Below are 23,843 nucleotides of genomic sequence, written 5' to 3' on the forward strand. Positions count from 1 at the left end.
TTCTTTGTGAAAAAATCAACCATGCACGCCATGCAGCACTCCAGCAAACTCCAGAACGTCCGGTATGAACTCCGCGGACCCATCCTCCAGGCAGCCAAGAACATGGAGGCCGAGGGGCACCGGATCCTGAAAATGAACCTCGGCGACACCGCCCCGTTCGGCCTGGAAGCGCCGGAGTCCGTGGTGGTGGACATGATCCACCACCTGCGCGGCGCCCAGGGCTACAGCGACTCGAAGGGCATCTTTACCGCGCGGACAGCAATCTCGCAGTACTACCAGACCCGCGGCCTGATGAACATCGGCGTCGAGGACATTGTGATCGGCAACGGCGTCAGCGAACTGATCTCCATGTGCCTGCAGGCGTTCATGGAAAACGGTGACCAGATCCTGGTCCCGGCCCCGGACTACCCCCTGTGGACCGCCGCCGTGACCCTGACCGGCGGCAAGCCAGTGCACTACCTCTGCGATGAGGCGGAGAACTGGTGGCCGGACATGGCCGACGTGGAAGCCAAGATCACCAGCCGCACCAAGGGCATCGTTATCATCAACCCGAACAACCCCACCGGTGCTGTCTACCCCCGCCACATCCTGGAACAGTTCGCGGCCCTGGCACGGAAGCACAACCTGGTCCTGTTCTCCGACGAGATCTACGAGAAGGTGCTGTACGAAGACGCCAAGCATATCCACACCGCGGCAGTGGCCGAGGATGTGTGCTGCCTGACCTTCAGTGGCCTGTCCAAGGCCTACCGGATGCCCGGCTACCGGGCCGGATGGGTGGCCATCACCGGGCCGCTGGCCGCCACCGCCGCCTATCGTGAGGGCCTGGAACTGCTGGCCTCGCTGCGCCTGTGCGCCAACGTTCCCGCCCAGCACGCCATCCAGACCTGCCTGGGCGGATACCAGAGCATTAACGCCCTGGTGCAGCCGGGCGGGCGGCTCCGCGAACAGCGGGACCTGGCCCACAAGCTTCTCACCGCCATCCCCGGCGTAACGTGCGTTCCGGCCTCAGGCGCCATGTACCTGTTCCCCCGGCTGGACCCTGAGCTCTACCCCATCGACAGCGATGAACAGTTTGTCCTGGACCTGCTGAAGGACCAGAAGATCCTGGTGTCGCACGGCTCGGCCTTCAACTGGCCCACACCCGATCACTTCCGCTTCGTCATCCTGCCGTCGGTGCGGGAAATCGAGGAAGCGGTACGCCGGATCTCCACCTTCCTGGCCGCCTACCGCAGCCGCGGCGCAGCCTATGAGCTGGAAACAGTGGCGGAGTGAAGAACTAACCGGCTCCTAACAGCGGGGAAACCGGTACGCAACATTGCGCCGCCACACTGGTGAATGCAGGCAAGAGCCGGCACCAGCTCCAGCCAGGAGGCCCCGATGTTGAAGAAAGCGACCCCGCATGTAACCAGAATCCGCGCACTGGACCAGCTCCACCGCGGTGACGAAATCGAAGCCCGCCTCTCGGTGGGGCCTTCCTACGACGACGTGGTGATCCGCCGCGGCAGCGTGCAGGAAACTGCTCCGGGCATCGGCGTCGTCTGGATCCTGGACCGGCTCACCGGCCTCCGCAAGGCGATCAATACGGACGAGTGCAGCGTATGGCGGGTGGCCTAGGACTTCCGGGCGGTGGGCGGCGGACGTAGTCAGGAAGGACTGTCCGCAACCCACCCCTGATGCGCCAGCGACTGCAGCCATGAGATGGCGGCATCAGTCACCGGATGCGGGGTTCCCAGCGACTCAAGGTAGGCCCGCGCCTCTGACATCTCCGCTTCCCTCCGTACGGCGTGCACGCGAGTACCTTCAAGCATCCGGGCCACAAGCGCCGGGCCGGACGAGCCCAGCTCCCCCGCAATCTGCCCGATCATCCAGTCCTTGGCGCCTGCTGCTTCGGCGGCTGTGACCGACTCCAGAATGGTTGCCGCCAGCCCCTTCATGAACACGCTGCGGAGCAGCTTCAGGCCCGCTGCCGCCCCCGCTTCACTTCCTGCGGCGGTGGCCGGGATGCCCCACCCCCCGAAGAGGGATGCCAGCACATCCGCCCCCGTGCCGCTTATCAGCAGGGGCGAATTGATCCTGTTGCGGGGTACAGGCGCCAGGATGGCGACGTCGGCGAAGAGGACATTCCTGCGGGCCGCCTGTTCTGCCAGCCGTCGCTTTTGGTCCGGTCCTGAGGTGTTCAGGTCCGCGAAGACAGCGCCCGGTTCCATGGCGGGCAGCGCCTCATGGAGAACGGATTCTGCAGCACGTCCTCCCACCAGGCTGAGCACCAGGCCTGCGCCGGCCACTGCTTCGCTGATGGACCCGGCCCGGACCACGCCCGGGGGGACAGCCTCGACGGCGGGGTCTGTCGCGGTGACCCGCAATCCGCGGCCGGCAAGGTCCTGCGCATAGATGCTTCCGGCTTCCCCGAGGCCCAGGACGGCGATCCAGGTGCCGCCCTGCTCCGTTTCCCTACCGTGCACCGGCGGCCGCGGTTCGCCAGCCCCCGTGGTATTCGGTCCGGGCAGTGACCGCGTAAGGTGCGGGACTGACCACAGCGCGGACGCTGAACTGTTCGTGCGGCTCCACGGTTGTCTTGCGGGATCCGCCGTCGGGCTCCCCCCAGATAACCCGGACTTCCGTTCCAAGCTCCACGTTTGGATCGACCGTTGCCAGCGAAAGGCCGCGCCGCTCGTTGGCCGTGACGCCGGTGAAGAGTGAGAGGCCCACGCCTGTGCCGTCGGCGTCCACCACGGCATCGTAGTTGGACGACCCATAGTTGGCGTTGGGGATGTCGAAGAATTGGTAGCCCGGGGTGTCACGGTCCAGGAACGATGCCCAGATCCGGGCGAGGTCCTCATCGTTCCAGGCAAGGGTCACCTTTTTCCGCTGCCGGGCCGGGTCAATCTGCTGGAGGGCATCACGGCCAATGAAGTCGTGGTCGAACTTCACGAACGAGCCGTAGCCGAGCTCCCAGGGCGTGAGGTAGTAGTCCTCGATGTTGTTGGAGACAAACGAGCCGGCGAGCGCATTGACCGCTTCATAGCTTGTTGCCGGCAGCCACTCACGGTAGGCCCGCTCGGCGTCACTGCTGTAGATCGCCGGCAGCGGCGACGGGATCCAACCGGATTCCAGCGTGTTCGAGGAGTAGGCCCGGGAGCCGCACGGTTCGATCCCGAACTCGGCCCCCGCCTCGAGGACGGCGTCCCGGATTTTGCCGTGCTGTTCGTAGGGTCCCCAGATTTCCAGCCCGGGCGCCCCGGCCATGCCATGCCGCAGCGTGCGCACCTGCTCCCCTGCGATGTTCAGGTGGCCCATGTGGAAGAACCTCACTTGTTCAAGGGTTCCGCCATTGAGCTTTTCGATGATCTGCCATGCGCTGGGGCCCTGGATCTGGAAGCGGAAGTACTTCCGGGTGACCGCCTGGCCGTAAGGGCGCGACGGCGACCGGTCATCATATGTGCATTCAACGTCGTACCCGCCGTTCTCAGCATGGAACTGGAGCCAGTTTGCCGCCGGCGCCCGGCCCACGTAGACGAACTCCTGCTCCGCCAGGTGGAACAGGATGCCGTCCCCGATCACACCGCCATTGGACGCCGTCGGTACAAACTGCTTGGCGGTGTTGACCGGGAAGTTGGCGAAGCTGTTGATGCCCGTGTCAGAGAGGAGCTTCAGGGCATCGGGCCCGGTCATGAAGAAATTGACCATGTGGTGGGACTGATCGTAAAGCACCGCCGTTTCACGCCAGGCACGCTGCTCGCGCCGCCAGTTGGTGAACTCTGCCGGTACCACCGGATAAATATAGGTACCGAGTTGGGAATTGCGCAGGAGATCAACGGTGTTGCCTGCCGCATCAAGCACTTCCTGGAGGGACTTCGGGGTCATGGCTTTCTCCTTCGGTTCAGTGGGCACTGCCGAAACGCGTCCCTGAAAAGGCTGGCGCGTGATTGCTAACAAAATTGTATGGGATGTCTTGACCAAAGTTCCAGAGCATGATTCTCTGGCAGGGTCCGCCGGAAAGGACTGACCGTGGGCCGCAAGGCACCATGCCCGCCGAGGATGTTCTTCCCTGCTTCGGCTTGAGTGGCGGGCCCCCTCCCGCGCCGCTCGACAGGAACAAGAGAGAGGACAGTTCCATGACCGGGTATACCTCGTTCGACGTCGCCCATCTGGGGAACGTGGAACTGCTGACCCCCGTCTTCGAGGAAAGCCTCTGGTTCTTCCGCGATCTCCTCGCCATGCGGGTGGTGGCGGAGACCGGCAGTGGCGGCACCAGGTGCGCCTACCTTCGCACCTGGGACGAATACCAGCTCTACACCCTCAAACTCACCGCCTCAGCCGACGCCGGCGTTGGACGAACCACCTTCCGGACCACCAGCCAGGAGGCGCTGGAGCGCCGGGCCGCCGCCATTGAAGCCGCAGGCCTGGGCATCGGCTGGGAGGACGGCGCGGTGGGAACAGGTCGCACCTACGCTTTCCGGGATCCGGACGGGCACGACATGGGCATCTACTACGAGACCGAACGGTACGTGGCAACGGACGACAAGCCCGCACTGAAGAACCAGGCTTCGGCCTTTCCAGGCCGCGGAGTCAACGCGCGTCGGCTGGACCACATCAATTTCCTCGCCAAGGACGTGGTGGCAAACGGGGAATTCGTGGCCGACGTCCTGCGGGGACGGGAGAGCGAGCGTATCCGGCTCGATGACGGCGGATACGCCGCCTGGTGGTTCCACTTCAACAACAAGTCCTACGACATCGTGTACTCCGACGACTGGCTGAAGCACGGCAACAGGCTCCACCACGTGGCATTCGCCCCCGATACCCGCGAGGACATCCTGAAGGCCGCGGACATCTTCCTTGAAAACGGCATCCACATTGAGTCGGGGCCGCACAAGCACGCCATCAACCAGACATTCTTCCTTTACGTCTGGGAGCCCGGCGGCAACCGCATCGAACTGGCCAATGCCGGCGCACGCCTGCTCCTGGACCCGGATTCGCCGGTGGTGGAGTGGAGCCAGGAGGAACGCCGGAAGGGGCAGGCCTGGGGCATGAAAACCATCGAGACTTTCCACACGCACGGAACGCCAAACATCCGCCAGTGACAAAATTAAGGGATCCCGGCAGTACTGCACAGAGAGGTGCAAAATCATGACCAACACAGTCGATACCTCCGCTCCGGTAACCACCGGCCTCTTCATTGGAGGCACGGAACGCCAGGCCGCCGCCACCATGGAAATTGCCGATCCGGGCAAGCCCGGAGTCATCGTCGGCCATGCCGCCGCGGCCAGCCCGGCCGACGTCGGGGACGCCATCGCGGCGGCAAAAGCCGCTTATCCCGGGTGGGCCGCACTGGGCGCGCAGGAGCGCGCGGACCGGATGCGGCAGGCGCTGGAAGGCATCGCGGACTTCCGTGATGAGGATGCCGCCATCCTCTCGCAGGAAAACGGCAAGATCCGCATGGAAGCCTGGGTGGACTCCCTGGTGTTCGAGATCAGGTGGAACCTGGCCCTGGAACTGGCTCCCGACGTCGACACCGCCAAAGTGCTCCCGCCCGCGCCCGGTATCCCCGTATCCACGTCGGTCACCTTCCAGCCCCTGGGCGTGGTGACGGTCATCGTGCCGTTCAACTGGCCCATTGCCATCCTCGCGGCCTCACTGCCGCACGCGCTGCTGGCAGGGAACACCGCAATTGTTAAGCCGCCACCCACGGCACCGCTGGCAACAACCCGGTAGTCCAAAGGATTGCTGCGAAGCTGCCGCCAGGGGTGCTGAACGTGGTCACCGGCAAGGATGCGGACATGGCTGCCCTCATCACCAGCCCGGATATCGCGAAGGTCTGCTTCACGGGAAGCGTGGGCGGCGGCAAGCGCATCATGGAAATGGCCTCAAAGTCACTCACCCGCGTGACGCTGGAACTCGGTGGAAACGATGCCGCCGTCATTCTCGCGGATGCAGTGCTTGACGACACGCACCTGGACCGGCTCTACGCGGCCATCTTCGACACCACCGGCCAGATCTGCATGAACGCGAAACGGGTTTACGTCCACCGTTCGCGCTTGGACGAGGTGGTGGCCGGGCTGGCGCAGCGGCTTGAAAAAGCGGTCATCGGCTACGGTCTCGACGAAGGGACCACCATGGGGCCGCTGCACTCGCCCGTACAAAAGGCATTCGTGGCCGAACTCATCGAGGAAGCCAGGGAATCAGGCGCGGATGTGAGGGAATTCGGGACCCTTCCCACGGACCCGGACCTGCAGGGCGGGAACTTCCTGCGCCCCGCACTGGTCATAGATCCCGACCCCTCACTGCGCGTGGTCACCCAGGAGCAGTTCGGGCCCGTCATTCCCCTGATTCCCTTCGACTCTGAAGAAGAGGCAGTGCAGGCGGCCAACGGAACTTGGGCCGGGCTGTGCGGCTCAGTGTGGACCGCGGATCCCGCCGCCGCTGACAGAGTGGGCGGACAACTGGTGTGCGGATACGTGTGGGTCAATGACCACGGCGCCACGCGGCTGGACCTAAGGGCCCCGTTTGGCGGCATGAAGCAGTCCGGCATGGGCCGGGAACAGGGCATCGAGGGGGTCCGGGCCTTCCAGGACACCCGCGCCATTGCCCGCCTTGAACCTGAAGCGGCAGAAGGCTAGGCGCGGGCAGCAAGGAAGGCCAAGGTTTCCCTAAATAACTATCGACATTACCTATGGACATAGGTAATGTCGGAGGCGGGTGCAACGCTGCACCCGCCGAAAGGATGACCTGATGGCGACTCGAACCATGCCCGCACCCAACCGGGCAGCATCACTGGAACTCATCAAAGATTTCTCGCTGGAAATGACCGGCAAGGACATTCCCGCCCTCATCGAGGCAAAAGACCAAATTCCGCCCCGCACCCGTATCAACGTCACCTTCCTCGGCAACGAGGACCTGGAGATGCGGGTGGCGGCGGCCAAGGCCGCCCGGGACTTGGGCTTCGTCCCAGTGCCGCACATCTCGGCGCGCCGGCTGGCATCGAAGGGCGATCTCGAAAAGTTCCTCCAGCGCCTGGCAGACGTGGGCGCCGCCGAACACCTTTTCCTGATCGGCGGCGACCCCGCCGAACCGGAGGGCCCGTACGGCGACTCGCTTGCGCTGGTCAACACCGGTCTCCTGCAGCAGTTCGGGGTCCGGGAAGTGGGAATCGGCGGGTATCCGGAAGGCCACCCCGATATCCCCAAGGAAACTCTTTGGCAGGCGCTGGAAGACAAGACCGCAGCCCTCGCCGCGGAGAACCTGGACGCTTTCATCATCACGCAGTTTGCCTTTGACACCGGCCCAGTGGCCGGGTGGATCGAGGAGGTCCGGGCCAGGGGCATCAAGGCACCCATCCGGGTCGGAACGCCCGGACCGGCAGGGGTCAAGCGGCTCCTCGGCTTTGCACGCCGGTTCGGAGTTGGAGCCAACGCGATGATCGTCAAGAAATACGGCTTCTCACTGACCAACCTCATGGGAGACGCGGGACCTGACCGGTTCGTCAACGATCTGGCTGCGGTGCTTGCACAGCGTGCACCCGGGCAGGACCAACACCTGCCCCCGCAGCTCGGCCTGCACTTCTACACGTTCGGCGGCCTGCTGGCGACGGCCAACTGGGTCCGGCACTTCACGGCCGAAGAGCGCTAGGGACGGCAACCAATGGTCCTGCATACAGAGTCCCGCAAGGACCAGTCCTGCCTGATTGTCCACGGGCCGGACCAGCCCGGCATCGTGGCTGCGGTGGCCGCCCTGGTGACCCGGAACCAGGGAAACATCGTCTCCCTGGACCAGTACTCCAGCGATCCGTCATCGGGTGACTTCTTCCAGCGCGTGGTCTTCAACCGGCCGGACCTGGCCGCGGCGATTCCGGACATTGAGGCCGACCTTGCCAGGACCCTCACGCCGCTGGGGCTGTCCTGGACGCTGACCGACCGCTCCATCCCCAAGCGCATGGCCATCCTGGTATCCACCTCCGACCACTGCCTGTTGGAACTGCTGTGGCGGCACCGGAGGGGCGAGCTGCCGGTAACCATTCCCATGGTGATCTCCAACCACACGAACACTGCCGAGGACGTTCGCTCCTTTGGCGTCCCGTTCTTCCATGTCCCCTCCGCCGGTCCGGACAAGTCCGGGGCCGAGGCCCAGATTCTCAGGCTGCTGGAAGGGAACGTGGACTTCGTGGTGCTGGCCCGGTACATGCAGATCCTGTCGCCCGGGTTCCTGGAGGCAGTGAAAGTGCCGTTGATCAACATCCACCACTCCTTCCTTCCTGCGTTCGTGGGCGCCGCGCCCTACCGCAAGGCCAAGGAGCGGGGCGTCAAGCTGATTGGCGCCACCTCGCACTATGTGACCAAGGACCTGGATGAGGGACCCATCATCGAACAGGATGTGGCCCGTGTGACCCACGGGCACACAGCCCTGGACCTGCAGGCGCGGGGCGCTTACGTGGAACGCGCCGTGCTCTCACGCGCCGTGCAGTGGCATGCCGAAGACCGCATCATCCGGCACGGCAACCAGACCATCGTCTTCTGATACCCACCAACAATCCGATACAGAACAAGAGGTTCAACGTGGCACCGAACAATCTGCAGGAAGTCCTGGACGCATCAAAAGGGGCCGTGGATCTCCTCCGCAACTCCCAGATCGGCTCCTACATCTACCCGGTAGTGCCGGCGGACTTCCAGAACTGGATCAAGGAACAGACCGCCTGGCGGCAGACGGCCGTCCTCTACGACCAGTCCCACCACATGGACAACCTGTTCCTGAAGGGCCCGGACGCCATCAAGCTGATCACCGCCACCGCCATCAACTCCACGGCCGTGTTCCCGGTGAACAAGGCCAAGCAGTACGTACCCACCACCGAGTCCGGCCACGTCATCGGCGACGGAATCCTCTTCCACGAGGCAGAGGACGAATACGTGTACGTCGGCCGCTCCCCCGCCGCAAACTGGCTGCTCTACCACGGCGAGACAGGCGGCTACCGGGACCTGGACATCACTGTGGACCGGCGCTCACCGTCACGGCCGTACGGACATCCCGTGACCCGCCAGTACTACCGGTTCCAAATCCAGGGACCCAATGCCTGGCAGGTCATCGAAAAGCTCAACGGCGGCGCCCTGGAGCAGCTCAAGTTCTTCAACATGTCCACCATGGCCATCGCCGGGACCACCGTCCGCACCCTGCGGCACGGCATGGCCGGCGCCCCGGGCCTTGAAGTCTGGGGCCCGTACGCCGACCACGACCGTATCCGGGATGCGATCGTCGAGGCCGGCGCCGAGTTCGGGCTGGTGCCCGTTGGCTCCCGGGCATATCCGTCCAACACCCTGGAGTCCGGCTGGATCCCGTCGCCGCTGCCCGCCATCTACACCGGCGAAGCAGAGCGCGGCTACCGCGAATGGCTGCCTGCCGACGGGTACGAAGCCACCGGAACCCTTGCGGGATCCTTCGTGTCCGACAACATCGAGGACTACTACCTGACCCCGTGGGAGCTGGGCTACGGTTCGTTCGTGAAGTTCGACCACGACTTCATCGGCCGGGACGCACTCGAGCGGACCGACCCAGCCACGCAGCGCAGGAAGGTCACCCTGGCCTGGGATGCCAAAGATGTCACCTCCATCTTCGCGTCGCTGTTCAATGTGGACGGACCCAGCTACAAGTTCTTCGACCTGCCCCTGGCCAACTACGGCTCGGCCAACTACGACTCGGTGGTGGACGCCGACGGAACGGTGGTGGGGTACTCCATGTTCACCGGCTACAGCGCCAACGAACGGCGCGCGCTCTCACTCGCCACCATCGATCCCAACGTCCCCGAAGGCACGGAACTAAAAGTCGTCTGGGGCGAGCCGAACGGTGGAACTGCCAAGGCCGCCGTCGAACCCCATGTGCAGACTGAAGTGCGGGCCGTGGTGAGCCCCGTCCCCTACTCCACCGTGGCGCGTGCCACCTACCACGGCGGGTGGCGGACGAACTACCAGTCGGCCTAGGCTGGGGACCCTGAAGTGCGGGGGCGCAGCCGCCCCCGCACTTTCCTTGAGCCCTTGGAGGAGTACCCGCATGAGCCTTCGGTACGCGCTGCTGGCGCTGCTGCGCGTGGGCCCGCTGTCAGGCTATGAACTGCAGAAACAGTTCTCCATGTCCGTGGGGCACGTGTGGCATGCCCCCGACTCCCAGATCTACCCTGAGCTGCGCAAGATGGAAGCAGAGCACCTCATCGAGGGCGAGGAGCAGCCCCGGGGCCAGCGCGCCACCCGGCGGGTCTACCACGTAACGGACGCCGGGCAGCAGGCCTTCCTGGACTGGATGCAGACCCCGCTGGAATACGCCAGGGTCCGCGACCCCGCACACCTGCGCGCGGCCTACCTTGAGGCGGCATCGCCGGAGACGGCCCGTGCGTTTTTCCGCCGGCATCAGGAACAGTGGGAGGCCGAGCTCGCCCAATGGGAGGGTGAACTCCAGCGCATCGCCCAAGTGGACAACCCTATGCTGGTACGCCGCCTGGCCGTGACCGACCCGGCGGACCGCGAACGGACCATCGCCTTCAAGCGGTTTACCTATGAAGGCCTGGTGGACCGGGCCCGCGCGGAGATCGCGTGGGCCCAGCGGGGACTCGAGCTTGTCGACAGCCTGGAATCCTCCGGACGCGCCAAGCCGGTGCCCAGCGCGTCCCGGGCCTGATCAGCCCTGATCAGCCGAAGTTCTCGGCCGTTGCATAGCCCTTGCCGTTGTACTTCTGCACCACCACCGAGGACACCGCCGGCTGGCCATCGACTGTGGTGTTCACCGACGTCCCCTCCAGCATCAGTGGCGCCTTCAGGTCCTTGATGTCCCGAAGCGCCGTCATGAAGCTGTCCCGGGTGGGTTCCTTCATGTTCTGGAACGCCTTCTCAAGGGTGGCGCCCACCATGTAGCTCCACATGCAGTGCGGGAAGGCCGGCATGTCCGGGTAATTCCCGTACTTCTTCAACTCGTCGAGGAATTTGACCACGTCGGCGTCCTTGGCGAATGCCGGACTCTGCGGGGCCTTGGCAAACGACACCGAGTAGATACCGGGGTAGGCGGAGCCGCCGCCGGGTTCCAGGATGGCGGTTGGGCTGGAGGTGTTGGACGGCAGGAACCAGCTGGGCTTCCAGCCGATCTGCTGCGCCTTCTGGAGGGCCGCGATGGTGAGCGGCGTGATGGACATGGCGTTGAAGAAGACGTCCGCCCCGGAGGAGGCGAGCTGGGTGAGCTGCGCGTCCACGGAGGTGTCAGTAGCCTCGTAGGTCTGCTCCCCCACCACCGTGATGTTGGATGCGTCCTTGATGGCGTCCTTGAAGCCGGCAACATAGCCCTTGCCGTAGTCGTCGTTCTGCGACAGGATGGCCACTTTGTGCTGCGCACCCGACTTCGCCAGGAGCTTTCCGAACGCCGCGCCCTCATTCTGGTAGATGGGCACGAAGCCCAACTGCCAGGGGCTCTGCTTCCGGTCGCTGAACAGCGGGTCGCCGGTCATCACCAGTACCTGCGGGACCTTCTGGCTGATGGCGGCGTCGCGGAACGCCCGGTTGGTGGGCGTCCCCAGGCCGGCGGTGGCAGCAAACACGTTGTCGGACACCATCTGCTGGAAGTTGGCCAGGGACTTTTGGGGGTCGTAGGCGTCGTCATAGGACTTGATGTTCACGGTGCGCGTCTTGCCGTCGCCGAACTTCACCCCGCCGGCGGCGTTCACGGCACCGAAGTAGGCCGAGACGCCGGCAACGGTGCACTTGCCCGGCCCCGCGGTTGCACCGCTGAGCGGAGTGGTGATCCCAAGCGTGATCGCCGAGTCAGTGATCCCCGGCGAGGACGCGGAGCCTCCGCCCTGGCCGCCGCTGTCGCCCCTGCAACCGGACAGGGAGAGCGCGACGGCGGCCGCCACGGCAACGACGCCAAGTACCGCGCGTGGCTTCTTTCTCATCTTCATGGTCCATCTTGCCTCTCTGTTTGTTCGTGTCCCTCCGGCGCAGCGTCCGGTACCGGACGATGGGCGGGAGCGGTTTGCGGGGAAGTCCCGGGTGCAGTTTGCGCGGTGGACCGGCGCGGGGCGGCACGGCGGGTGAGCCTGCGCACCGCCCGGGGCAGGCTCACCAGGCCGCCGGGCAGCAGGAACAGCACGGTGAGGAGGATCGCACCCTGGCTGACGGTGGTGAGGTTGGGATCGATGGCGTTGGTCAGTTGCGGAACGAAGACGTAGTAGGCCCCGCCCAGGAGCGAACCGGCGATGCTTCCGGCCCCGCCGATCACCATGGCGGCCAGGAGGCTGATGGAGTGCCCGAAACTGAGGGTTTCCGGAGAGGTGTACTGCACTGCTGCCAGGTACAGGAAGCCGCTTGCGCCGCCGAATATGGAAGCAATGGTGAAGGCCAGGACCTTGGTCCGGTAGGGTGAAATGCCCATCGAGGCGGCAACAGCCTCATTTTCCCGGACCGCCGCGAAAGCCCGCCCGTACTTGCCACGGACGAGGCTCCGGGCCAACAGGAATGCTCCTGCAGTCACTGCCAGCACGATATAGAACTGCCATTGGTCGTTGGCCAGTCCGGACCAGTCCGGGGCATCGGTGAACCGCGCGGAGATTCCCTGGGAGCCGCCCGTAAACTCTGCGAGGCGTTTGGCCAGGGGCACGCCGACGATCGGCAGGGCGATGGTGACCATCGCTATGGCCAGGCCGCCCAGGCGTGCGGCGGCGAGCGCCACCAGCAGCCCCACCACGCCGGCGATGGCGCAGGCCGCAACGAACACCAGCAGGATGTTCCAGCCATGGTTGACGCCGTACGCGGTGACGTAGGCGCCCAGGCCCACGAAGAAGATCTGCCCGAGGTTGACCTGGCCCGTGTATCCCATGACGATGTTCAGCCCCAGCACCGCCACGGCATAGACCCCGATGCGAACCAACGTCTGGTTGGCGAACGCCGGCAGGATCAGTGGCGCGACGACCAGCAGAACCGCGGCGAGGGCGGCAAGGGCAGGCCGGACCCGCCGTCGGCGTACGGAGGCGGCAGCAGTGCTCATCAGACCCTCACCACGACCTTCCTGCCGAACAGGCCCTGTGGGCGGACGATGAGGATAACGAAGATCAGCGCGAAAGGCACCGCGATCTTGAGGTCGTGGCCGATGAGGGGAATGTAGACGGCCACCAGGTTCTCCAGTACACCGATCGCCGACGCGGCCACCACACAGCCGATGGGGCTGTTCAGGCCGCCCAGGATAACGGCGGCGAGCGCGTAGACCAAGGCAGTGTCCAGCATGCCCGGCGTCAGGGTCAGCTGGGGTGCCACCAGGACTCCGGCGATGGCGCCGAGGGTCGCCGCGAGCCCCCAGCCCACCATGAGCAGCCGGCCAACGGGAAGGCCGGAGAAAGCGGCCGACGCCGGGTTGTCGGCGACGGCGCGAAGGGCCAGTCCCAGCTTGGTACGGAGGAAGAGCAGTTGCAGGATCACCATGATGACGACGATGGTCACCGCGGTGGCAAGAGACCTGACGCTTACCACCGCGCCCAGTATCTCCACGCTGGTCAGGGGGAAGAGTGACGGAAAGGCGAGGTTGTTGTAGCCCCACAACACCGCGGAGATGCCGGTGACGAGGGTGAGCAGTCCGATCGTGACCACTACTGCAGTGTCTGGGTCGCCCCGTTCGAACCGGCGGACCAGGAAACGCTCCACCAACGCCCCGAGGACGAAGGAAAGCACCACGGTGATGAGGATGGCCAGGATGAGCGGCAGGCCGAGTTGGACGAAGACGTAGGCAATATAGGCGGAGAGCACGGCCAGGCCGCCCTGCGCGAAGTTGATCAGGCCAGTGGCCTGGTTGACCAGCACGATTGCCAGGGCCAGGGCCGCGTAGATGGAACCGGTGGCAAGGCCGTCGACCACGAGTTGGATAAAAGTTCCCATGCCCGTTCAACCTCCCAGGTAGGCGCGGCGGATCTCGTCCATGCCCTTGAGCTTGGCCGACGTGCCGGTAAGGACGTTGCGGCCTGTTTCCAGGACGGTCGCGGTGTCGACCAGTGAGAACGCGAGGTTTGCGTTCTGCTCCACCACCAGCATGGCTATGCCGGACTCGAGCCGCAGCCGGCGGATGGCCTGATACACCGTCTTCGCCGTACCCGGCGCCAGGCCCAGCGATGCCTCGTCCAGCAGCAGCAGCTTGGGCTTGGCCATGAAGGCCCTGCCCACGGCCAGCATCTGCTGCTCACCGCCGGACAGGGCCGCTGCCCGGGAGCCCACCCGGTCCTGCAATTGCGGAAACAGATCCAGGCAGTAGTCGATATCCGTTTCGATAGCCTTCCGGTCCCTGCGGAGATAGGCGCCCACCAACAGGTTCTCCCGGACGCTCAGCTGCCCCAGCGTGCCGCGGCCTTCCGGTACATGGGCAATGCCCAGGGCCGCCACCTGGTCCGACCGGAGGCCCCGGATGTCACGGCCGTCGAAGCTAATGGTCCCTCCGGTCCTGACCGTGCCGCTGATGGCCCGCAGGGTTGTGGTCTTGCCTGCACCGTTCGCACCGAGAATCCCCACCGAGCCGCCCTCCGGGACGCTGAGTGAGACCCCGTCCAGCACCTGCACCGGCCCGTAGGACGCGGTGACGTCCTTGAGTTCAAGCAGCGTCATCGGCGGCATCCTTTCCGATGTAAGCCTCAATCACGCGGGGATCGGACTGCGCCTCGGCCGCTGTGCCCGCCATCAGCTTGCGCCCGTGGTCCAGTACCACAACCTGGTCCGTGAGCGCGGAGATCAGTCCCATGTGGTGTTCCACGATGATGATGGTGATGTCCTGCTCCGAGCGCAGGCGCCTGACCGTTTCGATAAGCTGTTCCACTTCGCCGTGGGACAGTCCGGCTGCAGGCTCGTCGAGCAGGAGGAGTGCGGGCCGCGAAAGGAGCGCCCGCCACAACTCGATGCCTTTGTGCAGGCCGTGCGAGAGTTCATCGGCCGGCAGCTCCGCCGCCCAGCCCAAACCTCCGCGGCCAAGGAGTTCCAGTGCTTCGGCGCGGACTTCCCGCTCGGCCCGCACGGTGCGGGGCAACCGGAGCGCCCAGGACACCGGACCGCCGGGCAGCCGGGTGTGGGCGCCGAGGAGCACGTTCTGCAGGACTGTTGAGTTCAACTGCAGGGCTGGATGCTGAAAGGTACGGGCCAGGCCCAAGCGGGCCAGCCGGGACGGAGCGCTGCCCGAGACCTCGGTCCCGTCGATGGAAATCGAGCCGGAGCTTGGCTTGTAGTGGCCGCTGATGCAGTTAAACAGGGACGTCTTCCCGGCACCGTTCGGGCCCACCAGGCCGAAGATCACGCCGGGCTCGACGTCGAAACTGACGTCCTGCAGCACCTTGACCCCGCCGAAGTGCAGGTTGACGTCCTTGAGGCTCAGGCTCGCGGCCACCCTGTACCTTCCTGTCGCATCATCGCTAGGAATGGATGCAGCCAATCAGTACTGCACGAAACCGACGCTACGGATCGCCCACGAAATTGTCAACGATTTTGGCTTGAACTTGCGGTGCCCGGGGAAGCGCGCCAGCTAAAGCGCGTGGTCGCACAGGGATGTTTGGTCAGCCGCCCGCGACGGACTGGATCACCAGGACCTCCTGGCCAGGCATTACCTCGGTGTCCAGTCCCCGCAGCCGCCGCACCTCATCACCGCCGACATAGACGTTGACGAACCTTCGAAGCGCGCCCGTCTCATCACGCAGCCGGCGGCCCAGCACCGCATAGTCAGAGGCCACCGCATCGAGCAGGTCCGCCACCGTCACCGGCCCGTCGGCGGGCGTTGTCAGGACGGGCCGCCCGCCGGCAAGGGGCTGCAGGACGCTGGGAAGCAGCAACGTAATCTCAGGCACTGGCCACCACTGCCGCCCGGACGCACAGGACGTCCGGGAGGTGGGAGGCCATCTCCATAAACGTCTCGCCCTCGTCCGCACTCGCGTACACAGTTCCGCCCCGCGTGCCGAAATACACCCCGGCCGGTTCGGCGGTGTCCACCGACGCCGCGTCCCGGAGCACGCTGTTGTATTCGTGCTCCGGGAGCCCGCTGCTGAGGCGCTTCCAGGTGTTCCCGGCGTCGTCGGTGCGGTGGACGGCGAGCCTGCCGTCCGGCGGGATACGTTCACCGTCAGCCTTCAGCGGGACCACCCAGGCGGTGCCGTCGCGGCGGGGATGGGTCAGCATGACGAAGCCGAAGTCAGCGGGCAGCCCCTCGGCGATGGAGGTCCAGCTGTCCGCGTTGTCGTCCGTCCGATAGACGCCGTGGTGGTTCTGCGCGTAGAGCCGGCCTTCGACGGCGGCATCCGCGGCGATCTTGTGCACGCACTGGCCGAATTCCGGGTTGGGGTCGGGCATGAAGTAGGCCGAGATCCCCTTGTTGCGCGCTTCCCAGGAGGTGCCGCCGTCGGCCGAGCGGTAAACGCCGCCGGTGCTCATGGCGACGTGGACGGTCCCACCCGAGGAGTCCACCACGATGGAGTGCGCTGCCGCCCCGCCGTAGCCGGCTCCCCATTCGCTGCGGTGCGGGTGGTCCCACAGGCCTCGATTCAACTCGAAGTGCTCCCCGCCGTCCGTGGACTTCCAGAGCGAGATGGGTTCAGCGCCCGCCCACACCACGCCCGGGCGGGACTCGGCGTCCGGATAAATCTGCCACACCCGCTCAACTGCTGCACCGGTATCTTCCGGGAACTTGATGGCACCCTGTTCCGGCTCTGTCCAGGTGGCGCCGAGGTCGTCAGAGTGGGCAACCGTGGGACCCCAGTGCGGGCTGCGCACGCCCACCAGGATTCGGGTGCGGCCGTCCCGGGTGTCGATCCCGATGCTGGGAATCTCCGACATGAGGAAATGCGGGCCGGAGAGGGACCAGTCCCGCCGGTCCTTGCTCGTGGCCAGCCAAAGGCCTTTTTTAGTTCCGATTGCCAGGACAAATGATTCTGCCGCCGTTGCCATGCGGACCATGCAACCACCGGAAGGGTAGCAGCGCAACGGTTTCCAGCCCCGCAACTCCCCTCCCCGGGCAGGTGGGGGTCAGTCCACGAACTCCGACTGCGTCTCGATGAAGTCCCAGTCCGCCGCAGTCAGCACGGCTGCGGGGTTGCCCGGATGCGGACCGCCGGCTTCCGCGATGCCCTGAAGCACCGGAAGCGGCAGTTCGTCCGCCCGCAGGTTTTGCCGCAGCCACTCCTTGCTGGCGAGATTCAGGTCCAGCCACCACATGAAGATTTCCACGATTCCCCCTCCCTGACACTTAAAACGTTAGGCACAGTCAGAGGGGCGGACAAGGCACCGGCACCGAACCAGGTGGGCCCGGCAGCGTTTCGGGTACCCGCAAGTAACTTGGCCGCCAAGGGGCGGGAAAAGACGAGTATCCGCTACTGGCGACTGCCTCCATCCGCGCTCCTAGCCTGAAACCTCAAAGCAATCTGACCGTGCTGCTGGGGCATACGGCGCAACCGCCGGCCCGCCCCCGGCCATGGTCCGTTTCTCAAACAGATGGGGAAAAAGATGAAACGCACCTTAGCCACACTGGGGGTGGTGGGGCTCGGCCTCGTCAGCCTCACAGCGCCTGCCCTAGCCGCCCCTGGCCAGGTGGTGGCCTGCCACTGGGACGGAGAGACCCTCACTCAGATGTCATTCAACGCCAACGGGACCGGCGGCCATGACCAGCACCCGGATGACATCATTCCGCCAACCACCAAACTGCCGGAGGGAAAGAACTGGACCAAGGAGGGAAAGCTTCGTTACGTCAACGAGTGCGGCGCGACGCTGCCGCCCGGCGAAGTGATTGACACCCCCGTTGTGGTGGATCCTCCTGCCACAACTCCGGCGACACCGCCTGCGGAGCAGCCGCCCGTCGTCGTCGATCCTCCCGTGACGCCGCCGCCCACCGTCGAGCCTCCCGTAACGCCGCCGCCCACCGAGAAGCCCACCGTCGTTGACCAGCCCGTAGTGCAGCCACCCGCCGTCGTCGACCCACCCGCAGTGGAACCGCCCGCGGCACAACCCCCAGCCGTGCAAGCGCCTGAGGTGAAGTCACCGGTTGCGGTGGCCCAGGTCCCGGTACAGCCCGCGCCTGCCAAGCAGGTTGCCGCCGCACCGAAGGCCGCACCCGCACCCGTCAGTGTGGGCACCAACCAGGGCTACAACGCCCAGACCGCGGTGGGAGCTTCCGACGGCGGACAGGGCTGGTTGGCAGGGGTGGGAGCCCTTGCTGCGGCAGGCGCAGCCGTGGCAGCCCGCCGCCGGTCGCGTCCGGTGAACAACGCCGGGTAACCGTAATCCGCCACAACGCGTGGCCCCCTGACAAGGAAGGCGTCCCGCCAGTGCCCGGCGGGACGCCTTCCTTCCAATCCAGCCAATCCCGCTAACCACCGAGGAGTGCCATGCGACAGGACCGGAGCCGGCACGCGGCACCCAGGCGCCACACTTGGCGGCGCGACTGGCGGACATCGAACCGGGGCGACCTCGCCATCCTCTTCTGCGGCGTCCTCACTTTCCTGTCGTTCACCTTTGGTGCTCCGCTTTTCCACCCGGCACCGCCGCTGTCCGTAGGGAATGGTCCTGCGGCTGCTGTGATCATTGCCGGTGGCGCAGCGTCCCCCTCCCGCGCTTCGACGGCACCTGTTTCGGTCGGCGGGGCTCCCATCGCCGGGACGGGCGTTCCTGCTGCAGTAGCCGCAGCGGATCCAACCGCAGCCGCCCAAACCCCCGGCGTGGAGCCGACAAAAGTTGCGGCAGGACCGGTCCTTCCGGCAGCCGCCCAGCCCCTCCGCATCAGGTATCCATCCGCAGCATTCGACGTGGCCGTCCACCCCCTGGACCTGGACGGGGAAGCCCAGTCCAGCCGGATTATTGAACCCCCTGCCACCAAGGACGGGTACTGGCTGACGCCGTTCGGCATTCCGGGCAGTGGTTCGAACAACACCACCTACGTCATCGGCCACAGCTGGGAAGGCGCGGATGCCCCCTTCAACCACCTCAGCTCGGCGGCAGCCGTTGGGGACCGCTTCGATGTCGAAACCGCTGCCGGAACCATCGGCTACCGGGTGGAAAGCATCACAACGTTCGTAAAGTCCGGCCTCAAGGACAGCCCCGTGTGGGACATGGTGCCCAACCGGCTGGTCCTCATCAGCTGCTACACCGAGGACCCTTGGGGCAAGAACGTTGTGGTCACTGCGTACCCCGCAGTTTCCTAGCCGCTCCACGCCAGGCACTCCAGGATCTGCGCAATCTTCCAGGCCGAACGTACCTGTTCACACCCCTTCGCCGGGCGGACAATGGGCCGCATGACAGGGGAACACTTCAACGGCACCGCGCTGCTGGTGGGAATCATGCCGAAACAACACCCGGAAGTCCTGCAAACGGCGGCCACCCTTGCCGCGCGGCTGGCCATGCCTTTGGTCTGCGCCTATGTGGATGAAGCCAGTTACCTGGTGGAATGGGATCCCGCCCGCTCCGCACACCGGCTTTCGCGCGACCCACACGCCAATGACGACATGCTCGCCCTGTCAACGGAGCTGAAGGCGCAGGTCCAGGCCGTCGGAGACAAACTGGCATCCGACGGCGCCTCCCTGGATTGGTCCTTCCGCACCCTCACCGGGGACCCCGCCCGCGCCCTGGGGCAGGTGGCGGCCGAGCTCGACGCCCCCATCATCATCGTGGGTACCTCCGAACGAGGCTTTTCGCACCGGCTCTCGGAGGCCCTCAACGGCTCGGTTGGCGCCTGGCTCAGCCACCACCAGAGCCGGCCAGTGCTGGTGGTCCCTTATCGGATGCCGGCCCACGAAGACCGTCCCTAGGCTTTAAACCGCCGGAAATCCGCGCCCTTGAAGGGCCGGTTAAAGTAAAGCGAAAGTAGTTATTCGGGATGCTGGCGCAGTGCCTGTACCAGCCCGTAAGCTAATTCAAGCAAGGACGATCCACTTGGGTGGAAGACGGAATTGCCCAAAAGCTGCTCCGGAGTGCGTATCCCCCAATAACGCACTCCGGAGCTTTTTTGTGCCCCGGCAGCTCCACCCGTCTGTGCAGCATGATGGCCGTAGATACCCCCCGGGGGTACTTGCGTTTATACCCTGGAGGGGTATACGTTGACTACATGAGCGCTATCGAAGAAGCCGTTGCGGCCGCGGCAGCTGACCAGGTTCCCGGCGAGGCGGACGTTGCACCGCAGCACGGGTACACGGGCAACAAGGACGCGTACCTGCGCCGCCTCAAGCGGATCGAGGGCCAGGTAAGGGGCATTGCCCGGATGGTCGACGAGGATAAGTACTGCATCGACATCCTCACCCAGGTTGCCGCCGTCACCAAGGCCCTGCACGCAGTCAGCCTCGGACTGGTCGAGGAACACATCGGCCACTGCGTGGTGGGTGCAGCCTCCGAGCCGGACCCGGACGCCCGCGCTGAAGCCATCGATGCCAAGGTCAAGGAAGCCGCCGACGCAATCGGCCGGCTGCTTCGCTGACACCACCCCACAATCCACCTGCGGCCACCGCCGGAACCTACAAAAGGAGCAAGCCATGAGCACCACCTCCCCCACCACCACAACCATCAGCGTCTCCGGCATGACCTGCGGGCACTGCGTATCGGCCGTCAGCGAGGAACTCGAAGCTCTCGAAGGCGTGGAGGAAGTAAAGGTGGACCTGAACGCGGGCGGCATCTCCACCGTGACCATCAGTGCAAACAAGGAACTCTCACCCACCGACATCGGCGAAGCCGTGGCCGAGGCAGGCTACCTGGTGGTCGCCAACGAAGCCTAAATACCCTCCCAACCACCTGAAAGCTGACATGAGCCACCAAGAACTGCTGCGCCCGCCGGGAAGCCGGATCGTCGAACTGGACATCCAGGGAATGACCTGCGCTTCCTGCGTCAACCGGGTGGAAAAGAAGCTCGGCAAGCTTGAAGGCGTTGCGGCAACAGTAAACCTGCCCCTGGAGTCGGCCTACGTCACGGTCCCGGAGGGCATTACCGACGAACAGCTGGTGAATACGGTCAACGCCGCAGGTTACAGGGCCACCCTTCGGCGGCAGGACACAGCGGCTCCTGAGGCGGCTCCCGCGGACCAGGATGCTGCGATCCCGGCTTCACGGCTCCGCCCCCGCCTCATCCTGGCGGCAGTCCTGACCGTCCCGGTGTTCCTGATCAGCATGGTCCCCGCGTTCCAGTTCCCCAACTGGGGGTGGGTGGCCGCGCTGCTGGCATTGCCGGTGGTCACGTGGGCGGCCTGGCCGTTCCACCGGGCGGCGGCGATCAATGCCCGGCACCTGGCCTCCACCATGGACACGCTGGTGTCGCTGGGTGTGGCTGCGGCCTACCTGTTCTCGGCCTGGCAGCTGCTGGCGGACCCGCGGATGACGGAGCACCCGGGGATGGAGGGCATGTCCGGCGGCCTGTACTTCGAGGTGGCCTCCGTGGTCACCACCTTCCTGCTCCTGGGCCGTTACCTGGAGGCGAACGCCAAGCAAAAGGCCGGCAATGCCCTCCAGGCCCTGTTGAACCTGGGGGCCAAGGACGCCACGGTCCTGCGCAACGGCAGCGAACAGAAGATCCCGGCGGACCGGCTGCAGGTGGGCGACGTCCTGGTGGTCCGCCCGGGCGAGAAGATCGCCACCGACGGCGTGGTGGTGGACGGTGCATCCGCCGTTGACGCTTCGCTGGTTACGGGTGAGTCCGTCCCCGTCGAGGTGGGGCCGGACAGCCGCGTCACGGGGGCCACCATCAATACGTCCGGCCGCCTGCTGGTGCGGGCAACCCGGGTTGGCCCCGAGACCACGCTTGCCCAGATGGCCCGGCTGGTGTCGCAGGCCCAGACCGGCAAGGCACCGATCGCACGGCTCGCGGACCGCATCAGCGCCGTTTTCGTACCGGTGGTCCTGGGCATCGCCGTCCTGACCTTCGTGCTCTGGCTTCTGGCGGCCGGACCTGACGCTGATGGCGGCCATCTGCGCCAGGCGTTCACGGCCGCCGTCGCCGTCCTTGTGATTGCCTGCCCGTGCGCCCTGGGCCTCGCAACCCCCGTGGGCCTGCTCACCGGCACCGGCCGGGGTGCGCAGCTGGGCATCCTGATCAAGGGCCCGCAGGTTTTGGAGGACACCCGTACGGTGGACACCATCCTGCTGGACAAGACGGGGACGGTGACCACCGGAATCCTGGCTGTCGACGCCACCACAGCGTTCCCCGGCTTCGCGGAACAGGACGTCCTCCGGCTCGCCGGCGCTGTGGAGGCTGCATCCGAGCACCCGGTGGCCCGCGCCATCGCGGCGGCAGCAGCATCCGCGGAAGGTTCCGCGCATACAGCGAACGACGGCGGCACCTTGCCGTCGGTGCAGGGCTTCAGTTCCGCCCCGGGCGGCGGAGTATCCGGAAGCGTTGAGGGCAGGCAGGTGATGGCCGGGCGCAGCGGCTGGCTGGAGCAGAACGGTGTTGTCCTGGAAGCCGGCCAGCGGGCGCAGTTGGCGGCCGCTGAAGATGGGGGCGCCACGGCCATCTGCGTGGCGGTGGACGGCACGCAGGCCGGGATCATCAGCCTGCGGGACACCGTCAAGGAGGGCTCCGCCGCCGCCGTCACCCGGCTGAAGGCGCTGGGCCTGCGGCCCATCCTGCTGACCGGGGACAATGGCGCGGTCGCCGCCCGCGTGGCTGCCGCCGTCGGCATTGCTCCTGGCGATGTCTACGCCGGCGTCCTGCCCGAAGGGAAGGTCGAGGCAGTGCGGAAGCTCCAGGCCGGGGGTGCCACGGTGGCCATGGCCGGCGACGGCGTGAACGACGCCGCGGCGCTGGCTCAGGCCGATCTTGGGATTGCCATGGGATCCGGAACGGACGTGGCCATCGAAGCCGCGGACCTGACCGTGATGGGCAATGACCTCGCCCAGGTGGCTCAGGCCATCGAACTGTCACGGAAGACCCTGGGCACCATCAAGACCAACCTGTTCTGGGCGTTCTTCTACAACGCGGTGGGGATCCCGGTGGCTGCGCTGGGGCTGCTCAACCCGATGATTGCCGGTGCCGCCATGGCCGCGAGTTCGGTCCTGGTGGTGGCCAACTCGCTGCGCCTGCGCAGCTTCGGCAAGTAGCCAAGTAGCCACCCCCGATTCAGGACAGGTCAGGCCGCGCCGTACCGCACTGCGGCGCGGGCTTTGGCCTTTGCGGCCTCGGCCTCCCGGTCCTTGGGCGGCGCCTGCGTCACCAGCGAATCAAGCAGGTGCTGCGTGATGTGCGCGATCTGGTGCACGGCCTCGTCGAAAGCTTCCTGGTTGGCCTTTGACGGTTTAGTGCTCCCGCTGATCTTGCGCACATACTGCAGCGCCGCCGCGTGCACTTCCTCGGACGTGGCGTGCGGCTCGAAGTTGTGGAGGGTTCGGATATTCCGGCACATACCGCCATGCTAGGCTCTTGCAACGCCTGGGATCGACCCCTTTTCATGGTCTCCGCCCGGCGTCCATGGGGAGCCCGGCATGGGCAGGGCTGCCCATCGACACTGTTTGGGGGCCGGGATAGGTTTTAGGCAATGGATCTTCCGGATGAGCCGGGGGGCCGCTGGGGATGCCGATCTGGTTCGGATCCACGACCTAACAAGGAGAAACTGATGGCTATTTGGGGTGCAGACGTTGAGCAGCTTCGCCAGCTCGGCAGCAAGCTTCAGGCAGGGGCGTCCGAGATCGAGACGCAGAAGTCCACTCTCACCAAGGTTCTGAGCAGCACCAATTGGGAGGGCCCGGACGCAACCAAGTTCCGTAACGAGTGGTCCGGTACCCACACCGCCATGCTCACCAAGGTTGCCGAGGCACTGAAGGAAGCCGGCTCGCAGGCCAAGCGCAACGCCGAAGAGCAGAGCCAGGCCTCTCACTAGGCTTATCGCCACTCGCTGGCAGGGCAGG

General features: G+C 65.7%; 27 protein-coding genes. 16 read left to right on the plus strand and 11 right to left on the minus strand.

Features of this window, described 5'->3' with window-relative positions:
* Window positions 1–21: 21 nt before the first annotated feature.
* Window positions 22–1,272: a pyridoxal phosphate-dependent aminotransferase gene (locus ACIGJD_RS20000; protein ID WP_483687656.1), complete on the plus strand. Its 1,251-nt coding sequence runs from the start codon at window positions 22–24 to the stop codon at window positions 1,270–1,272.
* A gap of 105 nt (window positions 1,273–1,377) precedes the next feature.
* Window positions 1,378–1,614: a hypothetical protein gene (locus ACIGJD_RS20005; protein ID WP_236800316.1), complete on the plus strand. Its 237-nt coding sequence runs from the start codon at window positions 1,378–1,380 to the stop codon at window positions 1,612–1,614.
* A gap of 29 nt (window positions 1,615–1,643) precedes the next feature.
* Here ACIGJD_RS20005 and ACIGJD_RS20010 read toward each other — a convergent pair whose 3' ends face one another.
* Together ACIGJD_RS20010 and ligM (ACIGJD_RS20015) are read right to left on the minus strand one after the other, a co-directional pair.
* Window positions 1,644–2,462, minus strand: a complete 819-nt coding sequence (locus ACIGJD_RS20010) for an NAD(P)-binding domain-containing protein (protein WP_483687657.1) — start codon at window positions 2,460–2,462, stop codon at window positions 1,644–1,646.
* A complete protein-coding gene (ligM, locus tag ACIGJD_RS20015; RefSeq protein WP_483687658.1) occupies window positions 2,452–3,864 on the minus strand; it encodes a vanillate/3-O-methylgallate O-demethylase in 1,413 nt (470 codons plus the stop codon). The genes ACIGJD_RS20010 and ligM (ACIGJD_RS20015) overlap by 11 nt, the downstream gene beginning before the upstream one ends.
* Window positions 3,865–4,115: 251 nt before the next feature.
* Here ligM (ACIGJD_RS20015) and ACIGJD_RS20020 point away from each other — a divergent pair, with 251 nt between their 5' ends.
* The 7 genes from ACIGJD_RS20020 to ACIGJD_RS20050 all read left to right on the plus strand — a co-directional run bounded on the left by ACIGJD_RS20020 (window position 4,116) and on the right by ACIGJD_RS20050 (window position 10,653).
* Entirely contained in the window at window positions 4,116–5,081 is a 966-nt protein-coding gene (locus tag ACIGJD_RS20020) for a VOC family protein (protein WP_483687659.1), read from the plus strand.
* Window positions 5,082–5,127: 46 nt separating this feature from the next.
* Window positions 5,128–5,712 (plus strand): aldehyde dehydrogenase family protein, encoded by a 585-nt coding sequence (locus ACIGJD_RS20025; protein ID WP_483687660.1) that lies wholly within the window; start codon window positions 5,128–5,130, stop codon window positions 5,710–5,712.
* Between the two features lie 65 nt (window positions 5,713–5,777).
* Window positions 5,778–6,617, plus strand: coding sequence for an aldehyde dehydrogenase family protein (locus tag ACIGJD_RS20030; protein ID WP_483687661.1), 840 nt, complete (start codon window positions 5,778–5,780; stop codon window positions 6,615–6,617).
* Between the two features lie 112 nt (window positions 6,618–6,729).
* On the plus strand, window positions 6,730–7,626 hold the full coding sequence (locus ACIGJD_RS20035) for a methylenetetrahydrofolate reductase (RefSeq protein ID WP_483687662.1): 897 nt from the start codon (window positions 6,730–6,732) through the stop codon (window positions 7,624–7,626).
* 12 nt (window positions 7,627–7,638) lie between these two features.
* The gene (gene purU, locus ACIGJD_RS20040; RefSeq protein WP_483687663.1) at window positions 7,639–8,511 is read left to right on the plus strand and encodes a formyltetrahydrofolate deformylase; all 873 of its coding nucleotides are present in this window, start codon (window positions 7,639–7,641) and stop codon (window positions 8,509–8,511) included.
* Between the two features lie 38 nt (window positions 8,512–8,549).
* Window positions 8,550–9,962 carry a vanillate/3-O-methylgallate O-demethylase gene (ligM, locus tag ACIGJD_RS20045; RefSeq protein WP_483687664.1) on the plus strand — a complete coding sequence of 471 codons (1,413 nt, stop codon included), beginning with the start codon at window positions 8,550–8,552 and terminating at the stop codon, window positions 9,960–9,962.
* A 70-nt stretch (window positions 9,963–10,032) separates the two neighbouring features.
* Window positions 10,033–10,653: a helix-turn-helix transcriptional regulator gene (locus tag ACIGJD_RS20050; protein ID WP_483687665.1), complete on the plus strand. Its 621-nt coding sequence runs from the start codon at window positions 10,033–10,035 to the stop codon at window positions 10,651–10,653.
* 10 nt (window positions 10,654–10,663) lie between these two features.
* Here ACIGJD_RS20050 and ACIGJD_RS20055 read toward each other — a convergent pair whose 3' ends face one another.
* The 8 genes from ACIGJD_RS20055 to ACIGJD_RS20090 form a co-directional block, all read right to left on the minus strand.
* Window positions 10,664–11,914, minus strand: coding sequence for an ABC transporter substrate-binding protein (locus ACIGJD_RS20055; RefSeq protein WP_483687666.1), 1,251 nt, complete (start codon window positions 11,912–11,914; stop codon window positions 10,664–10,666).
* Between the two features lie 2 nt (window positions 11,915–11,916).
* The gene (locus ACIGJD_RS20060) at window positions 11,917–13,005 is read right to left on the minus strand and encodes a branched-chain amino acid ABC transporter permease (RefSeq protein WP_483687667.1); all 1,089 of its coding nucleotides are present in this window, start codon (window positions 13,003–13,005) and stop codon (window positions 11,917–11,919) included.
* Entirely contained in the window at window positions 13,005–13,886 is an 882-nt protein-coding gene (locus tag ACIGJD_RS20065) for a branched-chain amino acid ABC transporter permease (protein WP_483687668.1), read from the minus strand. The genes ACIGJD_RS20060 and ACIGJD_RS20065 overlap by 1 nt, the downstream gene beginning before the upstream one ends.
* Window positions 13,887–13,892: 6 nt before the next feature.
* Window positions 13,893–14,603 carry an ABC transporter ATP-binding protein gene (locus tag ACIGJD_RS20070; protein WP_483687669.1) on the minus strand — a complete coding sequence of 237 codons (711 nt, stop codon included), beginning with the start codon at window positions 14,601–14,603 and terminating at the stop codon, window positions 13,893–13,895.
* Complete coding sequence (locus tag ACIGJD_RS20075) at window positions 14,590–15,372, minus strand: ABC transporter ATP-binding protein (protein ID WP_483687670.1); 783 nt, start codon at window positions 15,370–15,372, stop codon at window positions 14,590–14,592. The genes ACIGJD_RS20070 and ACIGJD_RS20075 overlap by 14 nt, the downstream gene beginning before the upstream one ends.
* A 166-nt stretch (window positions 15,373–15,538) precedes the next feature.
* Complete coding sequence (locus ACIGJD_RS20080) at window positions 15,539–15,826, minus strand: MoaD/ThiS family protein (protein ID WP_483687671.1); 288 nt, start codon at window positions 15,824–15,826, stop codon at window positions 15,539–15,541.
* Entirely contained in the window at window positions 15,819–16,928 is a 1,110-nt protein-coding gene (locus tag ACIGJD_RS20085) for a WD40/YVTN/BNR-like repeat-containing protein (protein ID WP_483687672.1), read from the minus strand. The genes ACIGJD_RS20080 and ACIGJD_RS20085 overlap by 8 nt, the downstream gene beginning before the upstream one ends.
* Window positions 16,929–16,997: 69 nt before the next feature.
* Window positions 16,998–17,198 carry a hypothetical protein gene (locus tag ACIGJD_RS20090; protein ID WP_483687673.1) on the minus strand — a complete coding sequence of 67 codons (201 nt, stop codon included), beginning with the start codon at window positions 17,196–17,198 and terminating at the stop codon, window positions 16,998–17,000.
* A 276-nt stretch (window positions 17,199–17,474) separates the two neighbouring features.
* On the opposite strand from ACIGJD_RS20090, the gene ACIGJD_RS20095 reads away from it, so the two are divergent.
* The 6 genes from ACIGJD_RS20095 to ACIGJD_RS20120 all read left to right on the plus strand — a co-directional run bounded on the left by ACIGJD_RS20095 (window position 17,475) and on the right by ACIGJD_RS20120 (window position 23,039).
* Window positions 17,475–18,242 (plus strand): hypothetical protein, encoded by a 768-nt coding sequence (locus tag ACIGJD_RS20095; protein WP_483687674.1) that lies wholly within the window; start codon window positions 17,475–17,477, stop codon window positions 18,240–18,242.
* A 110-nt stretch (window positions 18,243–18,352) separates the two neighbouring features.
* Window positions 18,353–19,165 carry a class F sortase gene (locus ACIGJD_RS20100; protein WP_483687675.1) on the plus strand — a complete coding sequence of 271 codons (813 nt, stop codon included), beginning with the start codon at window positions 18,353–18,355 and terminating at the stop codon, window positions 19,163–19,165.
* A 90-nt stretch (window positions 19,166–19,255) separates the two neighbouring features.
* Window positions 19,256–19,768, plus strand: coding sequence for a universal stress protein (locus tag ACIGJD_RS20105; protein WP_483687676.1), 513 nt, complete (start codon window positions 19,256–19,258; stop codon window positions 19,766–19,768).
* Window positions 19,769–20,064: 296 nt separating this feature from the next.
* On the plus strand, window positions 20,065–20,430 hold the full coding sequence (locus tag ACIGJD_RS20110; RefSeq protein WP_483687677.1) for a metal-sensitive transcriptional regulator: 366 nt from the start codon (window positions 20,065–20,067) through the stop codon (window positions 20,428–20,430).
* 55 nt (window positions 20,431–20,485) lie between these two features.
* Window positions 20,486–20,725, plus strand: a complete 240-nt coding sequence (locus tag ACIGJD_RS20115; protein ID WP_142132111.1) for a heavy-metal-associated domain-containing protein — start codon at window positions 20,486–20,488, stop codon at window positions 20,723–20,725.
* A 28-nt stretch (window positions 20,726–20,753) separates the two neighbouring features.
* Window positions 20,754–23,039 (plus strand): heavy metal translocating P-type ATPase, encoded by a 2,286-nt coding sequence (locus ACIGJD_RS20120; RefSeq protein WP_483687678.1) that lies wholly within the window; start codon window positions 20,754–20,756, stop codon window positions 23,037–23,039.
* Between the two features lie 29 nt (window positions 23,040–23,068).
* Here the strand turns inward: ACIGJD_RS20120 and ACIGJD_RS20125 are convergent, their stop codons facing one another.
* Entirely contained in the window at window positions 23,069–23,341 is a 273-nt protein-coding gene (locus ACIGJD_RS20125; RefSeq protein ID WP_142132107.1) for a DUF2277 domain-containing protein, read from the minus strand.
* A gap of 210 nt (window positions 23,342–23,551) precedes the next feature.
* On the opposite strand from ACIGJD_RS20125, the gene ACIGJD_RS20130 reads away from it, so the two are divergent.
* The gene (locus tag ACIGJD_RS20130) at window positions 23,552–23,815 is read left to right on the plus strand and encodes a WXG100 family type VII secretion target (protein WP_110545130.1); all 264 of its coding nucleotides are present in this window, start codon (window positions 23,552–23,554) and stop codon (window positions 23,813–23,815) included.
* Window positions 23,816–23,843 lie beyond the last annotated feature (28 nt).

The sequence above is a fragment of the Arthrobacter sp. E1SS-5 genome, from assembly GCF_057073715.1.